Below are 19,584 nucleotides of genomic sequence, written 5' to 3' on the forward strand. Positions count from 1 at the left end.
CGCGATAGGCGACAGCGAGCGCGAGTGGTTTCGCGGCGCGCTTTAAACTTCAATGATTTGTGTAATTTGGCAGTTGTCAGCGCCGACGCTGACGGATGGCGGAGAGGGTGGGATTCGAACCCACGGTACCCTTCCAGGCACGCCGCATTTCGAGTGCGGTACATTCGACCACTCTGCCACCTCTCCGCGGCGCCGATATCGCTTGGTCGAGCGAGGGGCTTCTCTAGTCGGAGCCGCAGCGCTTCGCAACCCGTCTGTGAAAGAAATCCGACGCTATCTTTGGGCAGGCAGGGACAAGCCCGGCGCGGCGCCGGTCTGGGCGTCCACGCCCTTGAATCGAAACAGTTCGGCGGGACGACCGCCGGTGGTCGAGGAGAGTTGTCCGGTGGGTTCGACCAGGCCTGTGCGCTCGACCCCACGCCGGAAGTTCTGCTTGTGCAGGCTGAGGCCCGAGACGGCCTCGGCGCCGGCCTGAAGCTGGGACAGGGTGAAGACGCCGGGGGTCAGGTCGAACAGGACCGGGCGGTATTTCAGCTTGCTGCGCAGGCGGCCAAGAGCGGTCGCCAGGATGCGTCGATGATCCGAGGTCATGATGCGGCCGGGCATGGGCTGGGGCGGGGGTTGGTCGAGGTCGCGCCAGGCCTCGGCGACTAGGCGGGCCTCGTAGAGCAGCTCGTAGCGCTCCAGCACCCGCTCCTCGTTCCAGCGATGCTCGGGCGTCAGTGCGAACAGGGCGCGGGCGCGGGCCAGGCGGTGCTCGTCGCCCACGGCCCAGGCGAGCAGGCCGTCGGTCAGGGCGGCGTCGTTATCGCTGCGGCGGTCTTCCCAGGGAAAGAAGTCGAAGACGGCGTCCCAGCGGGCGTCGTGGGTCTGGCCTTCCGAGGCGTCGGGCGTCAGGGCCAGATAGCCGACGGAGACCTCGCGGTGACGGCCGGGCCCGGGCGTGGCGCGGGGCGAGGCGCGGCCCGCGTCGCCGAAGGTGTAGAGCTGTTCGACGAAGCCGAGGCGGAACCCCGTCTGGGCCGTCACGAAGTCGCGCAGGGCGCGCTCGAACGTGCGGTCGCGCAAGGGGTCGAACGGACCGAAGGGCAGGGCGCGCGCGCCGTCCTCGGCCGGGGTGGTCAGGACGACGGCCTGGCGGGCCTTCAGCGTCATGACGACCGCCGACAGACCGATGCGAACGCCGTCCTCCGCCCCCTGCGTCATGGTTCTATTCCGTATGCCAGGTGTCGTCGGCGGGGATCAGGCCCACCGCGCCGGCCAGGACGCGGTAGCGTTCCAGATAGCGGGCCTGGGCGACCGGGGCGGGCTGAGGCTCGATAGTCAGGCTGTAACCCTCGGGCGGGCTGCCGAAGAAGCCGAGCGATTCCTTTTCCGTAAAGCCAGCCAGCTGCGTCGCCTCGAAGAAGGCGCAGGCCTTGTCGGCCTTCTTGATCAGTGTCTTGATCGTCTGGGGCGTCTTAGGCGGCAGGCCGTATCGCAGGTGGATAGCGGCCTCCAGCCGGGCCTCGAAATCCTTGTATCCCGAACCCAGGGCCGCCTTGAACGGCGAGATCATGTCGCCGATGACGTATTCCGAGGCGTCGTGCAGCAAGGCGGCCAGGCGCCATTTCGGATCCAGGCCGGGCTTGATGTGGGCGGCGATCTCTTCGACGACGCACGAGTGCTGGGCGACCGAGAAGGCGTGTTCTCCGATGGTTTGGCCGTTCCAGCGCGCGACGCGGGCCAGGCCGTGGGCGATGTCCTCGATCTCGATGTCGAAGGGCGAGGGATCGAGCAGATCCAGACGACGGCCTGACAGCATGCGCTGCCATGCGCGCGGTGCGTTCTTCTTGGGTGTGCTCTCGGCCAAAGGGCGTGTCCTGATCGCTTGTCGGGGGGTCAGGTGACCCAAAGACGCGCCTGGATCAAGCCGCATGGGCCCATCCGTGCCGATGGACGGGGAAAAGGGGCCCTTTCGACTGGCGTCAGCGGCCGACGTTCAGCGCGACCAGATCCTTGGCGTCGTCGAAGATGCGGCCGTTCTCGCGATCCTTGGACCGGACCACGGCGACCACGATGGGGCCGCCGCTGGGGCCTCTAGCCTCGAAGCCGACCTGACGCCATCCGGCGTTGCTGGGCTGATCGTCGGCCAGGATGTAGGTCATGCGGGTGGCGGCGCCCGGCGCACGGGTGCGCACGCGTGTGGAGTTGTCGTTGGTGTCGATGCTGACGCTGGAGGTTTCCGTGCGGGTGTTCTGTCCGTCCTTGGACTGGATGTTGATGCCGCCGATACGGACGCTGGCGTTATCGCCCTGGGTCTCGATTTTCAGCCCGGGAAGATTGACCGAGGCGTCGTCGCCACGCGCCCGGATATCGACGCCGGGCGCCTGGACCGAGGCGGTCTCGGTCGGCTCTGTCGTCGGCGCGGGCGAGGCGTCGCCGGCGCCGGGAGCCAGACGCGCCACAGTGTGGGGCAGGTCCGTGCTGACCCGCGTCTCGAAATCGCGCAGCACGTCATCGACGGAACGTCCGTCCAGCTTGACCAGATGCAGCACCACGTCGGCGCCCTTTGGTCCGCCATAGACGCAGCTCGTGCCGCCGGCCGCGATCAGCCCCTTGCGCGTCAGCACGCCGACACTGTCCGGACACTGCAGGGCGTCGATGACCTTCAGGACGCCCGCGCCTTGATCGTCGTCGGACGAGGTGGTGGTGATCCGCACCGAGTTGTCGCCGTCGCAGGCGGTCAAGCTGGCGCTGAGGGCTAGATAAAGCAGGATATGACGCATGGTCGAACCTCTCGTGGCCTCCATACTGCGCGCTGCCGCCATACTATCCAGTGAAATCGCCGTAATCACAGGTCAGCCGCCGGGGCGCGAGCCTTCGCGGCGGTTCAGGAAGGCGAGACGTTCGAACAGATGCACGTCCTGCTCGTTCTTCAGCAGGGCGCCGTGCAGAGGCGGGATCAGCTTGTTGGGCGTCTTCTCGCGCAGGGTCTCGGCGTCGATGTCCTCGACCAGCAACAGCTTCAACCAGTCCAGCAGTTCGGACGTCGACGGCTTCTTCTTCAGGCCCGGCGTGTCGCGGATTTCGTAGAAGGTCTTCAGCGCCTCGGACACCAGTCGCGGCTTGATGCCGGGGAAGTGGACATCGACGATGGCCGACAGGGTTTCGGGATCGGGGAAGCGGATGAAATGGAAGAAGCAGCGACGCAGGAAGGCGTCGGGCAGTTCTTTTTCGTTGTTCGAGGTGATGATGACGATCGGGCGGACCTCGGCGCGGATCGTCTCGTCGGTTTCCTGGACGTAGAATTCCATCCGGTCGAGCTCTTGCAGGAGGTCGTTGGGGAACTCGATGTCGGCCTTGTCGATCTCGTCGATCAGAAGGACGGGGCGGGCAGGGGCGGTGAAGGCCTCCCACAGCTTGCCCTTCTTCAGATAGTTGCGGACGTCACGAACGCGCGCCTCGCCCAGCTGGCTGTCGCGCAGACGGCTGACGGCGTCATATTCATAAAGACCGCTGTGGGCCTTGGTCGTGGATTTGACGTGCCAGGTGATCAGGGGCGCGTCGAACGCCTTGGCGATCTCGTAAGCCAGAACCGTCTTGCCGGTGCCGGGTTCGCCCTTGATCAGCAGGGGGCGTTCCAACGCAACGGCGGCGTTGACCGCCACCTTCAGGTCGCCGGTGGCGATGTATCGATCTGTGCCTTCGAACCGGCTCATGAAAAACCCACTCCGTGTCTCCACGAAGTGGGTAGCGGATCGTTATCCGCATGAACAGTGATCAGGTGATGCGTTTGGCCGAGACAGGATCGCTGGCGGGGAAGGTCTCTTCCAGACCTTCATCGACGAGGGCCTCCTGGCGGCTTTCGTTCTTTTCGATCTTGTCCAGCTGATCGGGCATACCGTCTTCGGACGGGCTGCGCTTGGCGTGAGGGGTGTCGGACGAGGCGTCTTGGCGTGCCTTGTGATCGGTCATGTCGATGTCTCCCTTATCGAGCCGGCCCTGATTGAGCCGGAGTGTCTTGTTCGCCGTCCGGGCCGTAGCCCAGATCGGAGATGTCGTCGTCAGAGAGGCGTTTGGCCTCCCAATGGGCGGCGCTGGCCTGGGCGCCACGCTCGTTTTCCATCAAACCTGAATAGACGAGTTCGATTTCGTTGGGCGCTGATTGGGGCTCGCCGTCGGCGTCGGACTGGCTGTGGGTTTCGCCGTCCACGCCCAGCAGGGCGTCGGCCTCGCGCTCGATCCCGTCCAACGCCAGCTGATCGTCGAGGTCGACCTCGGCGTCCTCGTCGAAATCCTCTTCGTCGGCGTCACCGTCGGCTTGCGTCACGTCCAATACCTGATCGGCTTCGTCGAGCAGGAACTCACCGTCGCCTTCGTCGTCCAGATGGGTTTCGTCGAATGTTTCCGACTGTTCCTGGTCGTCCTGATAATCGTTGTCCGGCATTGTCGTCTCCTCTTCGAGAAACCAACGCAGCGGCGACGATACGCGTTCCAGCGGGGCCGGTTCACAAGAGATGGTTAACTGATGGCGGGCTAAGGTCCGATTCAACGCCTGTCGGATACGACCGGCTCGGTTCCATCTGGAGTTCGGTTCTCAATGGCCTTGAAGCTGTCGCTGAAACCCGGCGAAAAGTTCGTCCTGAATGGCGCCGTGGTCCAGAATGGCGACCGACGGGGTGTACTGATCCTTCAAAACCGCGCCAGTGTCCTGCGCGAGAAGGACATTATGCAGGCCGAGGACGTCATCACGCCTGCCCGACGCATCTACTTCCCCATCATGATGATGTATCTGGAAGAGAGTTCTGCGGCGAAGTTTTACGACGAATTGGCGCTGCGGATCACCGAGTTCATGGGCGCGACGCAGAACCCGGCCATCCTGGCGGAATGCGTATCCGCATCGCGTCATGTGCTGGCGCGCGAATACTACAAGGCCCTGATGTCGGCGCGTAAGATTGTCGAGTATGAAGAGAGAGTGCTGAATGTCGCTTCAGGCCTACACAGCGGCGACAGCGAGAGCTGAGAGCCCGCGCGACCTGGAGTACCGTCTGTTCGGTCAGGTCACACGCGCGCTGGTTCACGCCTCGACCGTCGATCCCTCCGACCTTGCCACGCGCATCGATGCGCTGGACTGGAACCGGCGCCTGTGGTCGACGCTGGCCGGCGATTGCAGCGATCCCGCCAACGCCCTGGGGGCGCCCATGCGCGCGCAGATCATTTCCTTGAGCCTGTTCATCAATCGCCATTCGTCGGCGGTGATGCGGGGCGAAGAGACGTTCCAGGACCTGATCGATATCAATCGGATGATCATGCAGGGCCTGTCGGGCGGGGCGTCGCCGACGCAGTAGCCGCGGCGGTTCACGAAAACGCGAAGCCTCTTGGCGCAAGGCGTTGAGGCGGCTTATGTTTCACCTCCCTGTTCAACAGTCGAAAGGAGTCAAGACACACGTTACGCACGTTGTCTGACTTCTCATGCGAGACCGTTGTTTCGCGATCGGTCATCCGGCTAAAAGGCCAGATGACCAGGGCTCAAACCGACATCATCGAGTCATTCCGCCACGATCAGAAGGTGGCGATCCGCAATGGTAAGATCGCCATCAATGAGGTCATGGCGAAGATCGTGACCGCTGGTCGGGGCGATCGAGAATTTCTTCTGAAATGCCAGTCGATCGAAAAGTCCGGTGACCAGATGGTCGATGGATGGATCGCGCTCATGGACGACGCTCGCGACAAAACTCTGAGCAAAGCGACCATCATCACGGGCGGTCTCACGCTCATCGAGGATTTCATCCGCGACGCCAAAACGTGGAAGCGCATTCCTCCCGCGTTCGGTTCTCAGCGTCAGAACGTCCTCATGGATGAGGAGTTGGATGAGGTTCGTCAGCGTCTAGAGGACCGTTTCAAAAACGGGCTCAGGAAGATTTCGGTCAAGCCCGTGAAACGGTGGCATGAGCGCAATCCGGTCCGTTGGGCGTTAGGCCTGATATTCATCGCCGCCGTAGTCGCCTTCATGAATTTTCTGGCTCAGACCTTCACGAAGCCTCTGATCGAGCCGACCGCGACCCATAGACCGCGCTAAGGGCGAGCGGGCGGGAGCGGGTTTAGTCCAGCCTCGATCCGCTTGGCGTCCATGTGCGAGCGACAAATGGTCGTAAACTCGCGATTGAGGACGATGACCGGAATGTCACCCCAGGTCGAAGCGTCCCGCGCGTAACCCTCATCGATGATCTGGACGATCGACTGATTATTGAGGTCCAAATCCTTCAAACACGCGAGGACGCCCTCCGTGTTGGCTCGACCGTATGGCGATGTCGGATCGATGAGGGACATCTGATCGATGATCCCCATCACATAGTCGCCCTTACGGTCACCCAGAGCATTCCACTGGACACGGTTGGTCACGAAGCCAGCGTGAGCCGAACCGGCCGTCAAAGCGACGGCCATAGCGGCGGCGATTGCGGTTCTCATGACCCCTCCTGAGCTTCCCCGACACCCTCTTATCACAACCGCCGGGCGTCCGACCCCCCTGGATAAATAACTCCTGAGAACACCCTTTTCAGGAGAACAACCTATGGCGATCCAACTGAGCGTAGCCGCTCGCAACGCCCGTTTAGACAGCATTGAAACCGTCGCCGGAGCATCGGCGAAATTACAAATCCGTAGCGGAGCCCAGCCCGCGAACTGCGCGACGGCTGCGTCGGGAACCCTGTTGGTCGAGATCGCCCTTCCGGCCGACTATCTGGCCAACGCTTCGGCTGGCTCGAAAGCCAAATCGGGAACCTGGAGCGGAACCGCCGCTGCTGCTGGCACGGCCGGTCACTTCCGTGTCGTGGATTCGGCTGGCACGACTTGCCACCTCCAGGGTTCGGTCACCGCGACCAGCGAAAGCGGCGACATGGAGTTGGACAACACCTCGATCGCATCGGGTCAGACCGTGACGGTCAACACCTTCACGCTGTCCGACTCGAACGCCTAAGGGAGGGCTCTCCCTTGGCTGACGTAAAAGTCTCAGCACTACCCGCCGCGACCGCCCTCACCAGGACCGAAGAGGTTCCGGTGATCCAGGGTGGCGCGAGCGTGAGGACAACCGTGTCAGCGATGGGGCCGAAGCTCCATCCGGGATACTCATCCACTCGTGTTTACTCCGGCAACTGGGGTGTCCTGACCAACAATGCCCCGCCCTACAGTGGCTACATGTTTTTCCACCCGGTCTTCATCCCGGTGGCGACAACGATAAAGTCTCTCATCCTGAATGTCAGTTCGGCACAAGGTGGAGGATCAACCGCGTATGTCGGTTTGTATTCCTCCCTTGCGAACGGCAATCCTGGGTCCGCCCTCATTCGCAGCACCTCGCTATCTACATCCACGGCCGGGGCGAAGGTTTATACGCTGGGTTCACCGCTTGCCGTAGCAGCCGGGACCTATTGGGGTGCGACGTGGTTCAGTGCGACCGGCGGAACCGTCTACTCCTACAATTATCAAGGCATCGGGAGTTGGGCCGTGGGAGCGTCACAATCTGACTACCTTATCGGGGCGACCGTGGGCCTCATGGACCAGTCGGGGACCAACTACTCGTCGGGCCTCCCGTCGAACGCGATCACGGGGTTCAATATGTCAGCGATGCTCAGCATTCCGATTCCTGCTGTTCAGTTTGGGGTGAACTGATGATTGAGCACTACGATGACACCGGCCTGATCGCCACGGAATGGGAGCCCATCGAGGTTGTCCTCCCGCGAGCCATCGCCAACATCAACTCCATGCGTGACGCCTTGATCGAAGGCGGGTTCGACTATGCCAAGGACTCATCGACCTACCGCATCCAGACCCGACCGTCTGACCGCGAAAACATCACTACGCTGGGTCAGATGGCGACACTGGCCGTCATGTCCGGCGTCGAGGTCGGTGACCTGGATTGGCTGGGGAATGGACAGCCGTTCGTATTCCTTACGGCCGACAATCAGGTTTTGCCGATGGACGCGCACGACATGATGTCGATGTTTCGACAGGCGATGGCGTTCAAATCTGCTGCGACGTTCAACGCCCGCTCGCTGAAAGACGCCGTCCTCGCCGCGACGACCGATCAGGAAGTCAGCGCGATCGACCTCAACGCCGGATGGCCGGGGGAGTAAGCCCCCATGTCCGATTACATCCTCTTCGAAAATGGTGACCGATGGCTCTTTGAGGACGGTTCCCCTCACGTCAACGAGAACGCCGTCGAGGGTCCGGCTGAGATCATCGCGACCCTGTCGAAGACGCTGGGGTCGGCGACCGCTACCGGCGCGGCCATAGTCGTCCATCCTTTCCGGTCCGCATCACTCAATAAGACGCTAGGCGGCCTGACAGTCTCATCCTCAGTCGCCGTTGTGCCGGTCCGTCTCGCTGACCTGACCGTGGCCCTCGCGCCGATGGTCAGCGCGTCTTCCGCTTCGACGATCGTCGCCGGGTCGTCGGCCTCAACCCTCGCCGGGGCCAGCCTGACGGCTCAAGGTGGTGTTTCGATTTCGGGATCGTCCAACCGAACGCTCAGCGGCCTGACGCTCACTTCCACGGCTGGATCGACGATCGCCGCTTCGCTCATCCAGAGCATGGGCGGAATGACGGCCGCGTCTCCGCGACCATGACGGGATCGGGCTCATCGACCGTCATCATCATCCTGACCAACCGCGTGGAGCGGGTCGTCAGATCGGTGAGGAGCTTTTCCAGATCAGCGACCTCATTGGTCATCCGGAGGGTTTCGGTCGGCGCGCTAAAGAATCGATCGTCCAAAGCCAAGGGGAGGAGGAGGTCGAGGGCCTGACGCTCGAAAGCGGCGAATTGGACTGATTTCTGATCGCAACCGCGACCCCGATAGTGTGAGCCGCATTCCACGGATGCGCGTGTGGTCCGACCGTTCCTCATCGTCATCGCCGAACCGCACGACCGGCATTTGATCGATCCAGTGAAGAGATTCGAGAAGTTGAGGCGATGACCGCCACCGGTCTTCGTCCGATCACGCCTCGCCGCGCGAGCCTGGGCGACACGATCGGCCGACACGATCCGGTGTTGGTAATAGCCAAAGATGGGGTCGCCCTGCGCGACCTTGCGACCGTCGATGATCGTGGTCGGCTGATAGTCGCCCTCGACGGCCGGACTCATGATGAGTTCAGCGATCCAGGTTGGGTCCCATCCCTTGGGGTTCTTCCCCCATGATGGTGTGTCGGATCGTTCGTTGAGCTTGCGCGCGATGATCCGCGCGCCCAGCCCTTCGATCGTCCAGTCGAAGATGAGTCGGACCACGGCGGCGCGATCTTCGCGCACAACGAATCGGTCGCCTTCGACGGAGAGCCATCCGGGTATTCTCTTATTCATGATCGCGCCGGTCGCTCGTGCGGCCTTGCGCTTGATCGCGATTGCGGACTGAACGCGTTCCGATTTCTGCTGGGATTCCTGATGGGCGAGTTGCCCCCTCATGAGGATTTCCATCGTCTCCATGAGGTTGGCCCGCAACGAATCGGCCGTGTAGATGCGACCGCCATCCACCGTGGCGAAGGCCACGCCCAAGTCGGTCATGTCTTCGAGCCAACGTTGGGTCTTTCGGACTTCGAGGCGCGACAGGCGGTCGAGTTTTTCGACCAGGACGACGTGATCGCGGCCGATCTCGCTACGACGAATCCGGTCAGCGAGTATCCCGAGATTGCCCCTGCTCAGGTGATCACCCTTCCAGGCCGACCGCCCCAGGTCTTCGACGACCTCGACCTCTTCCCAGCCCATGCGCGCGATATGGGTGCGGCATAGCTCTAACTGGCGTTCGACGGACGATCCCTTCTCCTGCTGCTTCGAGGAAAACCGGACGTAGATGATGGCTCGCGTGTGCATCCCCACCTTATGGGGAGATGATTCGCTGCTTGTCATAATTTTCTCGATCCCTACCTTCGATTTCCCGGCGTCAGTGTGTGACGCGTGTCGAAAGGAGGTGATCCAGTGTCTCATTGTCATCAATCGCGAGCGGCGACCGCGACCCTGGTCCTCGGAGAGGGCCTGGTCTGAGCCTTTCAGACTGAGTTGCAGTCGGGCCGTTTGCGGTCAGACAGTGGAGGGCCGTCGAGGAAACTCGGCGGCCCTTTCCTTGGCGGTCAGTGCAACAAGCGAGCGAACCAGCCGGCGACGTGTTCGCCGACTTCGACCACGGTCGCCCAGATCAGAAACAGGTACAGGGCGCTCGCCGCTGTCGCCAGCATGCCCAGCAGGATCGCCACCCCGTCGCGCTGCATCATGCCCAGGGCGAACAGGACGAGGGCGATGCCGGGCAGGGCGTCTCCGAACGGGATGGGCAGGGCCATGATCAGCGCCAGCACGACGCAGACCAGACCGGTGAAGGTGTCGGCGACATCGCCGGTCAGCAGGGGCAGGCGCGGGCGGGTCAGCCTTTCGATGGCGCGGACCAGTTTCAGGACGCTGGCGCCCTTTGGCCGTCGACGCACGGCGCGCCGGATGCCGTCGGCAAACATGTAGCGGCGGTGCGCGATCCGCACTCTGGACGACAGGACCCAGCGACGCAGCCAGGCCGGGGCGGCGAAGGGGGTGGCGATCAGGGCGTTGTAGGCGCTGCGCGAGACCGAGGCCTTCAACATCCAGCGCGGCAGCCAGACGGTTTGTCTCTGGAAAGCCAGTTCCAGCGACATCAGGATGATCGGCACGGCGAAGACCGCCTTGCCGCCCGGAGGCCAGGGCAGGAGCGCCAGCAGCGACAAGATCAGGATCATGGCCCCGAAGCCGCGCTCACCGAAAGACGCGACCAGTTCGGCCATGGTCAGCTTGGGTTCTGGGGCGTGGCCGAGATCTTCGAGGACGTCGGAAAACCGCCGCAGGTCGTCGTTCGGAGGCGGTTGGGCGGGCATCAGGCAGGGCGCTCGGCTAGGGATTGCGCCCATCTAGGCGGTCGGCGCGTGGATCGCCACTTACAGAACGGAAAGGCGATCAGATAATTCGCCTATGTCTCAGTCCTGCACATGCTCCGGCTTGTCCTTCCGCTTGGTGGCGGCAAACTCTTCGAGCTGGGTCTCGGTCATAGACGCGGCCATGGATTTGGACGCGCCCTTCAGCTTGGACTTGGGCATCTCGCCGCGCTTGGCCGACAGGGCGGCGCCGGCGGCCTTCTGCTGGGCTGCGGATTTGGCGGGCATCGGGTGTCTCCTTCCGCCCTCAAGAAACCGTCAGCTTCCCAGCAGTTCCCGGCCGATCAGGAAGCGGCGGATTTCGTTGGTGCCAGCGCCGATGTCATACAGCTTGGCGTCGCGGACCAGGCGCTCGACCGGCCATTCCTTGGTGTAGCCGGCGCCGCCGAGGGCCTGGACAGCCTCCAGGCTAACCTTCACGGCGTTTTCCGAGGCCAGCAGGATCGCGCCGGCCGCGTCATAGCGAGTGGTCTTACCCTGATCGCAGGCGCGGGCCACGGCATAGACATAGGCGCGGGCGCTGTTCAGGGCGACGTACATGTCGGCCACCTTGGCCTGCATCAGCTGGAACGAGCCGATAGGCTTGCCGAACTGCTTGCGGTCGCGAACGTAGGGCAGGACCACGTCCAGCGCGGCCTGCATGATGCCCAGCGGACCGGCGGCCAGGACGGCTCGCTCATAGTCCAGACCGCTCATCAGCACGCCGGCGCCGCCGCCCAGCGGGCCCATGATGTTTTCCTCCGGCACTTCGCAGTCCTCGAACACCAGTTCGGCGGTGTCCGAGCCGCGCATGCCCATCTTGTCCAGCTTCTTGGAGACGCTGAAACCCTTCATGCCCTTTTCGATCAGGAAGGCGGTGCACCCCTTCGAGCCAGCCTCGGGATCGGTCTTGGCGTAGACGACCAAGGTGTCGGCGTGGGGGGCGTTGGTGATCCAGAACTTGGTGCCGTTCAGGACGTAGCGGTCGCCCTTCTTGTCGGCGCGGGTGCGCATCGACATGACGTCGGAACCGGACCCGGCCTCGGACATGGCCAGAGAGCCGACGTGTTCGCCGCTGATGAGTTTGGGCAGATACTTCTGCTTCTGCTCGGGCGTGCCCCAGCGACGGATCTGATTGACGCAAAGGTTGGAGTGCGCCCCGTAGGCCAGGCCGATCGAGGCCGAGGCGCGCGACACTTCTTCCATCGCCACGACGTGTTCGAGATAGCCCAGACCCAGGCCGCCGTATTCTTCCTCGACCGTGATTCCGTGCAGGCCCAGTTCGCCCATCTCGGGCCACAGCTCGCGCTTGAACGCGTTCTTCTCGTCGATCTCGGCCGCCAGAGGGGCCAGGCGATCGGCGGCCCAGCGGGCGGTCGTGTCGCGGATGGCGTCGGCGTTTTCGCCAAGGCCGAATTCCATGGATTGGGGCGCGAAGGGAATGCTCATGCGCTGAGGCGTAGCATTGCGCACGGCCTTTCGCCAAGCGCTGTCAGGTGCGGTCAGCCCGTCCCCAGCGACCATAGAGATTGTAGCCCGACACCCCGACGCAGGCGACGGCGATCAGAGCCAGCACCCAGGCGACGGTGGCCGTGTCGCTGCTGTTCGACACCGACGCGCGGCGAAAGGCCGCCATGGCGACGCCCAAGGACAGCATGCCCAGGCCGCCCATGATCAAGAAGGTGGCCGTCTCGCCCCAGCCGGGGCGTTTCGCGGCCCTGGCGCGGGCGACGACTTCGCGCGTGCTCAGCGTTTGTTCGACGGGTGTCGCGTCCAGCTCGGAGCTCGGCGCGGCTTCGGCATCGACGGGTGCAACGGCCTCCGGTTCCGAAAGGCCCGGCGCGGTCAGGACGACGCTGGCTTTCTCGGCGCTGGTGAACTCTGCCTTCGAGGCGGCGAGTGGCTCGGCTTCGAGCGGCGCCTGCAGGTCATTGGCGGCGACGGGACCGACGGCTGTAGCGGGATAGATGGAATGGGGCTGAGGCGCAGCCGGCGCGTCGGTCTCGTCGTGCGCGGGAAAGGGAGCGACGGCTTCGTCCAGCGCGCCCTCGACGGCGGCCAGGGTCGGTTGGGGCGTCTCGAATGGAGACGGCAGGGGGGCGGCCAGCAGGTCCGCCAGGGTCACGGGCGCGCCGGGGGCGGCGTTGAACAGCGCATGTTCGGCCGAGCGTCGGCGCGTAGGCTTTTCGGCGGCGGCGTCATCCGCCCATTCGGACAGGGCCAAGGCGGCCTGGCGAGCGGCGCCGGCGTTCAACTGCTCGACCACGTCGGACGACGCGAACCGATCCGCGCCGATGGAGAAGGCGAAACTGGCCAGGGCGTCGAACTGGTGCTGGTTCAGGGGCACGCGAACATGATCGGCCAAAGCCTTCACGACCGGGATCAGATCGTATTGCATCAGCAGTTCGGCGTCCTGTTCGGACACCGTGGCGCCCTCGCGGGCCGAATGGGTGTGGCCGTAGCCGATGACCCAGCGACCGTCGCTGCGCTGCATGGCGCGAGGACGGAAGCCTTCGAAGCTCTTGATCAGCAGGACGCCCTCGCGGGACACCTTGCTGGGTTTGGGGAGGACGTCAGACACAGTTGACCCAATTGGAAACAGGCGCGCGGCGCTCGCACGATCATCAGCAAGGCCCGCGCCGGATCGGCGTGGATGATGTCTAGAGCAGCACCAGTGTGGCCAGACCAAGGAAGATCAGGAAACCGAAGAAGTCTGTGGTCGCCGTGACGAACACGGCGGACGACACTGCGGGGTCGAACTTCAGCTTGGAGAGGGTCAGCGGCGTCAGCACGCCGATGCTGGCGGCGATCAGCAGATTCAGGATCATGGCGGCGCCGATCACCAGACCGATCTTCCAGTCTTCGTCACGGAACCAGAAGCCGGCCGCGATGCCGATCAGGGGCGCCAGAATCATTCCGTTGGCGAGGCCCACCGCCATCTCGCGCCAGAAGGTGCGAGGGGCGTTCGAGCTGTTCAGTTCGCGCGTCGCCAGCGCACGCACGGTCACGGTCAGAGCCTGGGTGCCGGCATTGCCGCCGATGGCGGACACGATCGGCATCAGCACTGCCAAGGCTACGATCTGCTGAATCGTGCCTTCGAACAGGCCGATGACGCTGGCGCCCAGGGCCGCCGTGGCCAGATTGATCGCCAGCCACGGCACGCGGCCGCGCACGATCTCGGACACCGAAGAGCCGCGATCCTCGTCGGACACGCCGGCCAGACGCAGGATGTCTTCGCGGTTCTCTTCCTGAATGATGTTGACGATGTCATCGACGGTGATCTGGCCGACCAGCCGCCCACCAGCGTCAACAACCGGCGCAGAGATCAGGTGGTATTTCTCGAAGATATAGGCGACCTCTTCCTGGTCCTGACCGACGGCGATCACGTTGATCGGCTCCATCAGGTCGGACAGGGCGATGCTGCGCGCGGCGCGCAACAGTCCGCTGATCGGCACGCCGCCGACCGGCCTGTTCAACGGATCGACCACATAGATGTCGAAGAACAGCTCAGGCAGGTCGTCGCCCTGCTTGCGGATGTGGTCGATGGTGTCGCCCACGCTCCAGAACTGGGGCGCGGCCATCACCTCGCGCTGCATCAGGCGGCCGGCGGACTCCTCGTCATAGCCCAGGCTGTTCTCGATCGCGGCGCGATCGACCTCGGGCATGGCGGCCAGAACGCGCTCCCGCTGATCGTCTTCCAGGTCCTCGACAACGGCGGCGGCGTCGTCGGAGTCCAGTTCCTGAAGCGCCACGGCCAAGGTGCCGTGCGGCACGCGCTCCAGCACCTCCTCGCGGATGTTGTCGTCCAGCTCGGGCAGGGTCTCGGCCAGCAGTTCCGGCGGCAACCACAGCACCACGACGGCGCGGTGTTCCGCCGTCAGGAAGCCCATCAGGTCGGCGACGTCGGCCGGGTGCAGGTCTTCCAGCAGTGACCGCAGTCGCACCCCATCGCCGTCGTCGGCGGCGTCCACGACTTTCTCGACGAATTGAGGGGTGAGGACATAGTCCTCGTCCAGGGCGGCGTGGTCTTCGTTATCAGGCGCTTCGGCTGGAGCGAAGGCGGAGTCCGTGGTGTTCACGTGGTCGCCTCCCTTGGTATGTCCAGCCGTAGTTAGCCGATGAATCGCCCTGTTTAGCCAGATGGTGCGGTCGAGAAGACTCGAACTTCCACGGGTTGCCCCACAGCGACCTCAACGCTGCGCGTCTACCAATTCCGCCACGACCGCTCGCATCGGAGCGGCGGCGAATAGACGAAGCCGCTGGAAAAGGAAAGGACGAATTGAACGGTTCGTGGCGAGCCGAGGATGCAAGCCTCAGGCGGACCCGGCCATGAAGTCATAGACGTCGGCCTGGCGGGTGACGGTGATCGCGATTCGGTCGTCGCGGATCTCGATCTCGCCACGCGCCACGGGGTAGTTGTTGGCCAGAATCCAGACCTCGTCGCCCTCTGCGGCGTCCAAGGGGATCACCGCGCCACGGCCCATGCGCAACAGTTGCGACATCGGCAGCACCGATCGACCCAGAACCACAGAGATTTCGACGTCGACGGCGTTGATTTGGGTCACGTAAAGCTCTCGATCACTGAAAGGCCGTCTCTTGCGCAAACGCCTCGCCAACCACATTGAAGCGTCATGCTTGCTGAGCCGTTAAGCCCGTCCCTTCAGAAACTGCGTCTCGACGACGGGCGGCCCGTCGAATGGGCCGTGTCGCAGGGCTATGTCGATTACGCCGCCGCCGAAGCCTTCATGGAGGCGCGCGTCGCCGCCATCGCGGCCGGGGAGGCGCAGGAGATGGTGTGGCTGCTGGAACATCCGCCGCTCTATACCGCCGGGGTCTCGTCCAAGGACGAGGATCTTCTGGATGCGGGCCGGTTCCCGGTGCACCGGACGGGGCGGGGCGGGCAGTTCACCTATCATGGGCCCGGCCAGCGGGTGGCCTATGTGATGCTGGACCTGAACCGGCGCGGCAAGGACGTGCGGTGTTTCGTTCGCGGGCTGGAACTGTGGCTGATCGGCGCGCTGGACCAGTTCGGCATCGAAGCCGACATCCGGCCCGGACGCGTCGGCGTGTGGGTCGAGCGCAAGGGGCCGGGCTGGTCGCGCGAGGACAAGATCGCGGCCATCGGCGTCAAGGTCCGCAAATGGGTCAGTTTCCACGGCATCAGCCTGAACGTCGAGCCGGACCTGGACCATTTCGGCGGCATCGTGCCGTGCGGCATTCAGGACCACGGCGTCACCAGCCTGGTCGATCTGGGCGTGCTGGCGACCATGGACGAGGCGGACGAGGCGTTGCGACGCAGCTTCGACCGGATATTCGGCGCGGCGGCCGAGGCTGTGGCGCCGCTCTGAGCGCGCCGCATCGCCGCAGGTGGTGTGACAATCGGGCGAAATCCTGACCTGCGGGGTTGGCAAGCGCGTGACGCATGAGGTTTAACCATCGCCACGAGCTTGAAATAGAAGGCCGCAGGAAACCTCCATGAACCGCATGATCGCCGCCGCATCGGCCGCCGTTCTGTCGCTGACCGTCGCCGCCGGCGCCGCAGTCGCACAGGATTTTCGCGCCCTGGCGCAACAGGACCTTCAGGCCGCGCATGACGCCCTGGCCGCCAACCACCCCGCCGCCGTGATCCCCGGCGCGCCCAGCGAAGCCTTCCGCACCTGGATCGACGCCGGCCTGGCCGACGCGCAAGGCAAGGTCGGTCGCGTCAACAGCGGAGACAGCCACGCCTATCTGATGCGCTACTACTCCAACGGTTTCCGCGATTCCAACATCGCGATCCGCCCGACCTACGAGGGCCTCGGTCCGTTCTTCGCGACCAGCTGGCCGGGCGTCGCCACGGCGTGGCGCAATGGCGAATATGTCGTCTCCTATGTGAAGCCGGGCGTGCGCAACATGCCGCCGGTCGGCGCGACCTTGGTCAAATGCGGCGACAAAACCGCCGCCCAACTGGCCGAAGAGCGGCTGGACCGCTGGGAAGGCGACCTGACGACCGAGGCTGGTCGCGTCCGCACCGCCCCCTATCTGCTGTGGAACCGCAACAACCCCTTCACCGGCGGCGTGCCTTCGCTTTGCACCTTCAAGGTCGGGCGTCGCGATCGTGACTTCCAGATGCAGCCCCAGCCGGCCGATGCCGCCAGCCTGGAGGCCGCTTATCGCGCCACCATCTATATGCCCGGCGCCAATCCGCTGTCGGTCGAGACGGTCGACGGCCGTCCCTGGATCCACGTCCACACCCTGGCGGACGACGCCGGATGGGACGCCTTCTTCGCCGTCGTCGAGGGCCAGTTGCCCGCCATTCGCGGCGCGCAAGGCCTGGTCATCGATCTGCGCGGCGCGAACGGCGCATCGCTGAATGCCACGGGCAAGGGCTATGGCCTGGCCAACCGCATCTGGACGCCGGAATTCACCGTCAGCCGTCAGCCTGAAGCCGGCTCGATCACCTATCGCGCCACGACGGCCAACCGTCAGTGGTTCGCCGACACCCTGGCCCGGATGCAGGCCGATCCGCGCTTCGTCGCCGAATCCGGCCCGGTGATCGAACAGACTCAGGCCATCGTCGCAGCCTTCGATTCGGCGCTCGCCGCCAATCAGCCGACCTCCACCATGCCGGGCCGTCCGTCCGTGGCGGATACCGGCGCGGCCAATCCGGTCGCCGGTCAGGTGGTGGTCCTGGTCGACAGCGGCTGCACCAGCGGCTGCCTGGATACGCTGGACCTGCTGACGCGCCTGCCGAACGTGCGCCTGGCCGGATCGGTCACGGCCGAGGATTCGATCTTCATCGAGCCCACCGTGCTGCGCCTGCCGTCGAACTATGCCGAGCTGACCTATGGTCACAAGGCCTGGACGACGCGTCAGCGCGGCAACGACGCACCCTTCACCCCGGCGCAGGGCCTGGCCTACACCGGATCGGCGACCGACGAGACCGCCGTGCGCGCCTGGGTCGGCACGCTGTTCCAGTAAAAACGCAACGCCGAACGGATCAGGGGGCGGGCAGGGGGTGGAACCCCGGCCCGCCCCTTCCCATTTGCAGATCATGACCGATCTCGCCCCAACACACGAAAGCCTGCGTTCGCCGTCGGGCTTCGACCTGACTCCGCCGAACGATGAAGAACGCGCCCGCTTGGAGGCCGACCTGAGCCCCGAGGAAAAACGCGTCCTGCTGTCGCACGGCACCGAGGCGCCCTTCTGCGGCACTCTGCTGGGCGAGAAGCGGGAAGGGGTCTTCTGCTGCCGCGAATGCGGCCTGCCGCTGTTCAGGAGCGGAACCAAGTTCGAGAGCGGCACCGGCTGGCCCAGCTTCACTCAGCCGGTGGACGATAGCCACGTTCACGAGATTCGCGACACCAGCTACGGCATGATCCGCATCGAGACCCAGTGCGCCCGCTGCGGCAGCCACCAGGGCCACGTCTTCCCCGACGGCCCGCCGCCGACTGGAAATCGCTATTGCATCAACTCGGTCGCGCTCAGCTTCGTCGCCGAAGGCGAGGCTCTGCCCGACCCGCTTCGGCGGGGCGACGGTGTCGCCTGACCTTGGCCTCAATCGCTGTGCTAGGATGATTTCGAACGGAGGCGGCCCATGCTGATTGCAGGTTTCTTGGCGAGTGCGGCCCTTGTCGCGGCGGGCGGTGACCCCGACGGCGTCGTCACGACCGCGCCGTCCAACGCCCCGACCCTGGCCCAGGCCATGGCGGCCGCGCCTCAGGAATCGGTGACCGCTCCGACGGCCCAGGACGCTGCTCCGCACGGCCTGACGACCGAACAGCAGATCCAGAACTGGATCAGCTCGCGCACGCCGGGCGCCAGCTTCGAGGAAGCCGCCGAGACCGGTCCGCCGGCCGAGCGCAAAATGCACGGCATGGTCGAGGCTGGAATCGGCACAGGCGGCTATCGCAGCTATGGCGCCGCCGTCTCCCTGCCTGTCGGCGAGAATGGTCGCCTGGACCTGGCCTATCGTGAGGGGCGCAACGAGCCCTGGGGCTATGGCTACGGCGGTTACGGCCTGCGTGGACCGGGCTTCTACTCGCCCTACGGCGGCGGCTGGCGCGGTCGGGGCTATGGCGCGGACACCACCACCAAGTCGATGTCCCTGGGCTTCAGTTGGAGCAAGGACGGCGATGCGGAAGCGCGCGATCCCTATCGTCGTGGGCAGTACGGCTACGACTGACGGCCTCAAGGCCTGCCCAGAAAACTCAAAAAGGCCCGGCGAAAGCCGGGCCTTTTCAGTTCTCAGATGGTGCCGCCGGGGGGAATCGAACCCACGACCTCAGCCTTACCAAGGATGCGCTCTACCACTGAGCTACGGCGGCCCCGACTGAGGAAGCGGCCGTATAGCCAAACCCTTCCGGGGAGGGAAGCGCCTTTTTGATCCTCCGAAAGAAAGTTTGGACATGGCCCGTTATCACGGCATCATCCGGCCATGACTCACCCTCCGCATGACGCCGATACGCCTGCCGCCGCCCCTGCGGCGACGCCGCCCGTCGAATCGGGGCCGGAGTTCGAGATTGCGCGGGCCAAGGCCGAGAAGGCGATCCGTCTGGCTTCGGCGCTTCGCGCCAACCTTCGTCGTCGCAAGGCCCCGGCGCGGACGCCTGCGACGCCGCGCGACAGCAACTGACGCATCGCAACTGAATGTCATCGGCTCGCGACCTCGCAGCCCTTTGGCAAGCGTCCAACGGCTTGCTAGAGAACC

General features: G+C 64.5%; 26 protein-coding genes and 3 tRNA genes. 12 read left to right on the top strand and 17 right to left on the bottom strand.

The genetic code is table 11. From position 1 onward, the window contains the following. Window positions 1–96 precede the first annotated feature (96 nt). The 7 genes from ACP693_RS09180 to ACP693_RS09210 form a co-directional block, all read right to left on the bottom strand. Window positions 97–186: transfer RNA gene (locus ACP693_RS09180), tRNA-Ser, on the bottom strand. Window positions 187–273: 87 nt separating this feature from the next. Further along, a complete protein-coding gene (locus tag ACP693_RS09185; RefSeq protein ID WP_426017383.1) occupies window positions 274–1,206 on the bottom strand; it encodes an NUDIX hydrolase in 933 nt (310 codons plus the stop codon). Window positions 1,207–1,210: 4 nt separating this feature from the next. Continuing rightward, window positions 1,211–1,852, bottom strand: a complete 642-nt coding sequence (locus ACP693_RS09190) for a YfbR-like 5'-deoxynucleotidase (protein ID WP_426017381.1) — start codon at window positions 1,850–1,852, stop codon at window positions 1,211–1,213. Between the two features lie 115 nt (window positions 1,853–1,967). Beyond that, the gene (locus ACP693_RS09195; RefSeq protein ID WP_426017380.1) at window positions 1,968–2,768 is read right to left on the bottom strand and encodes a methyltransferase type 11; all 801 of its coding nucleotides are present in this window, start codon (window positions 2,766–2,768) and stop codon (window positions 1,968–1,970) included. A gap of 72 nt (window positions 2,769–2,840) precedes the next feature. Further along, the gene (locus ACP693_RS09200; RefSeq protein ID WP_426017378.1) at window positions 2,841–3,701 is read right to left on the bottom strand and encodes an AAA family ATPase; all 861 of its coding nucleotides are present in this window, start codon (window positions 3,699–3,701) and stop codon (window positions 2,841–2,843) included. 61 nt (window positions 3,702–3,762) lie between these two features. Continuing rightward, window positions 3,763–3,957 carry a hypothetical protein gene (locus tag ACP693_RS09205; RefSeq protein ID WP_426017376.1) on the bottom strand — a complete coding sequence of 65 codons (195 nt, stop codon included), beginning with the start codon at window positions 3,955–3,957 and terminating at the stop codon, window positions 3,763–3,765. 13 nt (window positions 3,958–3,970) lie between these two features. Continuing rightward, complete coding sequence (locus ACP693_RS09210) at window positions 3,971–4,429, bottom strand: hypothetical protein (protein ID WP_426017375.1); 459 nt, start codon at window positions 4,427–4,429, stop codon at window positions 3,971–3,973. Window positions 4,430–4,582: 153 nt separating this feature from the next. On the opposite strand from ACP693_RS09210, the gene flbT reads away from it, so the two are divergent. The 3 genes from flbT (at window position 4,583) to ACP693_RS09225 (ending at window position 6,061) form a co-directional block, all read left to right on the top strand. Then, entirely contained in the window at window positions 4,583–5,005 is a 423-nt protein-coding gene (gene flbT, locus ACP693_RS09215) for a flagellar biosynthesis repressor FlbT (RefSeq protein ID WP_409714753.1), read from the top strand. After that, on the top strand, window positions 4,965–5,330 hold the full coding sequence (flaF, locus tag ACP693_RS09220; protein WP_409714756.1) for a flagellar biosynthesis regulator FlaF: 366 nt from the start codon (window positions 4,965–4,967) through the stop codon (window positions 5,328–5,330). The genes flbT and flaF overlap by 41 nt, the downstream gene beginning before the upstream one ends. A gap of 170 nt (window positions 5,331–5,500) precedes the next feature. Further along, a complete protein-coding gene (locus ACP693_RS09225) occupies window positions 5,501–6,061 on the top strand; it encodes a hypothetical protein (RefSeq protein WP_426017373.1) in 561 nt (186 codons plus the stop codon). On the opposite strand, the gene ACP693_RS09230 is transcribed toward ACP693_RS09225, so the two are convergent. Then, a complete protein-coding gene (locus tag ACP693_RS09230; protein ID WP_426017371.1) occupies window positions 6,058–6,450 on the bottom strand; it encodes a hypothetical protein in 393 nt (130 codons plus the stop codon). The genes ACP693_RS09225 and ACP693_RS09230 overlap by 4 nt on opposite strands. A 103-nt stretch (window positions 6,451–6,553) precedes the next feature. Between ACP693_RS09230 and ACP693_RS09235 the strand changes: the two genes are divergently transcribed. From ACP693_RS09235 to ACP693_RS09250, 4 genes are read left to right on the top strand one after another with little or no spacing between them, the layout of a single operon-like run. Further along, on the top strand, window positions 6,554–6,958 hold the full coding sequence (locus tag ACP693_RS09235; RefSeq protein WP_426017370.1) for a hypothetical protein: 405 nt from the start codon (window positions 6,554–6,556) through the stop codon (window positions 6,956–6,958). A 14-nt stretch (window positions 6,959–6,972) separates the two neighbouring features. After that, window positions 6,973–7,647, top strand: coding sequence for a hypothetical protein (locus ACP693_RS09240; RefSeq protein WP_426017369.1), 675 nt, complete (start codon window positions 6,973–6,975; stop codon window positions 7,645–7,647). Further along, window positions 7,647–8,111: a hypothetical protein gene (locus ACP693_RS09245; RefSeq protein ID WP_426017367.1), complete on the top strand. Its 465-nt coding sequence runs from the start codon at window positions 7,647–7,649 to the stop codon at window positions 8,109–8,111. The genes ACP693_RS09240 and ACP693_RS09245 overlap by 1 nt, the downstream gene beginning before the upstream one ends. A 6-nt stretch (window positions 8,112–8,117) precedes the next feature. Next, complete coding sequence (locus ACP693_RS09250; protein ID WP_426017365.1) at window positions 8,118–8,603, top strand: hypothetical protein; 486 nt, start codon at window positions 8,118–8,120, stop codon at window positions 8,601–8,603. Here the strand turns inward: ACP693_RS09250 and ACP693_RS09255 are convergent. The 8 genes from ACP693_RS09255 to ACP693_RS09290 form a co-directional block, all read right to left on the bottom strand. After that, a complete protein-coding gene (locus ACP693_RS09255) occupies window positions 8,557–9,873 on the bottom strand; it encodes a recombinase family protein (RefSeq protein WP_426017364.1) in 1,317 nt (438 codons plus the stop codon). The two genes, ACP693_RS09250 and ACP693_RS09255, sit on opposite strands and share 47 nt — an antisense overlap. A gap of 221 nt (window positions 9,874–10,094) precedes the next feature. After that, entirely contained in the window at window positions 10,095–10,859 is a 765-nt protein-coding gene (locus ACP693_RS09260; RefSeq protein WP_426017362.1) for an exopolysaccharide biosynthesis protein, read from the bottom strand. A 99-nt stretch (window positions 10,860–10,958) separates the two neighbouring features. After that, entirely contained in the window at window positions 10,959–11,144 is a 186-nt protein-coding gene (locus ACP693_RS09265; protein WP_426017360.1) for a DUF3008 family protein, read from the bottom strand. 30 nt (window positions 11,145–11,174) lie between these two features. Further along, window positions 11,175–12,344 carry an isovaleryl-CoA dehydrogenase gene (locus ACP693_RS09270; RefSeq protein WP_409714767.1) on the bottom strand — a complete coding sequence of 390 codons (1,170 nt, stop codon included), beginning with the start codon at window positions 12,342–12,344 and terminating at the stop codon, window positions 11,175–11,177. 43 nt (window positions 12,345–12,387) lie between these two features. After that, on the bottom strand, window positions 12,388–13,476 hold the full coding sequence (locus tag ACP693_RS09275) for a glycoside hydrolase family protein (protein ID WP_426017358.1): 1,089 nt from the start codon (window positions 13,474–13,476) through the stop codon (window positions 12,388–12,390). A gap of 79 nt (window positions 13,477–13,555) precedes the next feature. After that, window positions 13,556–14,974: a magnesium transporter gene (gene mgtE / locus ACP693_RS09280; protein ID WP_409714773.1), complete on the bottom strand. Its 1,419-nt coding sequence runs from the start codon at window positions 14,972–14,974 to the stop codon at window positions 13,556–13,558. A 62-nt stretch (window positions 14,975–15,036) separates the two neighbouring features. Further along, window positions 15,037–15,121, bottom strand: a tRNA-Leu gene (locus tag ACP693_RS09285). Window positions 15,122–15,208: 87 nt separating this feature from the next. Continuing rightward, the gene (locus tag ACP693_RS09290) at window positions 15,209–15,517 is read right to left on the bottom strand and encodes a FliM/FliN family flagellar motor switch protein (protein WP_426017356.1); all 309 of its coding nucleotides are present in this window, start codon (window positions 15,515–15,517) and stop codon (window positions 15,209–15,211) included. Between the two features lie 9 nt (window positions 15,518–15,526). Between ACP693_RS09290 and lipB the strand changes: the two genes are divergently transcribed. The 4 genes from lipB to ACP693_RS09310 all read left to right on the top strand — a co-directional run bounded on the left by lipB (window position 15,527) and on the right by ACP693_RS09310 (window position 19,059). After that, window positions 15,527–16,243 (top strand): lipoyl(octanoyl) transferase LipB, encoded by a 717-nt coding sequence (gene lipB / locus ACP693_RS09295; RefSeq protein ID WP_426017355.1) that lies wholly within the window; start codon window positions 15,527–15,529, stop codon window positions 16,241–16,243. 127 nt (window positions 16,244–16,370) lie between these two features. Then, window positions 16,371–17,855 carry a hypothetical protein gene (locus ACP693_RS09300; RefSeq protein ID WP_426017354.1) on the top strand — a complete coding sequence of 495 codons (1,485 nt, stop codon included), beginning with the start codon at window positions 16,371–16,373 and terminating at the stop codon, window positions 17,853–17,855. A 73-nt stretch (window positions 17,856–17,928) separates the two neighbouring features. Next, window positions 17,929–18,423: a peptide-methionine (R)-S-oxide reductase MsrB gene (gene msrB, locus ACP693_RS09305; RefSeq protein WP_426017352.1), complete on the top strand. Its 495-nt coding sequence runs from the start codon at window positions 17,929–17,931 to the stop codon at window positions 18,421–18,423. A 48-nt stretch (window positions 18,424–18,471) separates the two neighbouring features. Next, window positions 18,472–19,059 carry a hypothetical protein gene (locus tag ACP693_RS09310; protein ID WP_426017350.1) on the top strand — a complete coding sequence of 196 codons (588 nt, stop codon included), beginning with the start codon at window positions 18,472–18,474 and terminating at the stop codon, window positions 19,057–19,059. Between the two features lie 67 nt (window positions 19,060–19,126). Here ACP693_RS09310 and ACP693_RS09315 read toward each other — a convergent pair. Beyond that, window positions 19,127–19,201 (bottom strand) — tRNA-Thr (locus ACP693_RS09315). A gap of 110 nt (window positions 19,202–19,311) precedes the next feature. Here ACP693_RS09315 and ACP693_RS09320 point away from each other — a divergent pair. After that, window positions 19,312–19,509: a hypothetical protein gene (locus ACP693_RS09320; RefSeq protein WP_426017349.1), complete on the top strand. Its 198-nt coding sequence runs from the start codon at window positions 19,312–19,314 to the stop codon at window positions 19,507–19,509. Window positions 19,510–19,584 lie beyond the last annotated feature (75 nt).

It is taken from the genome of Brevundimonas sp. TWP1-3, from assembly GCF_049896085.1.
Lineage (GTDB): Bacteria > Pseudomonadota > Alphaproteobacteria > Caulobacterales > Caulobacteraceae > Brevundimonas.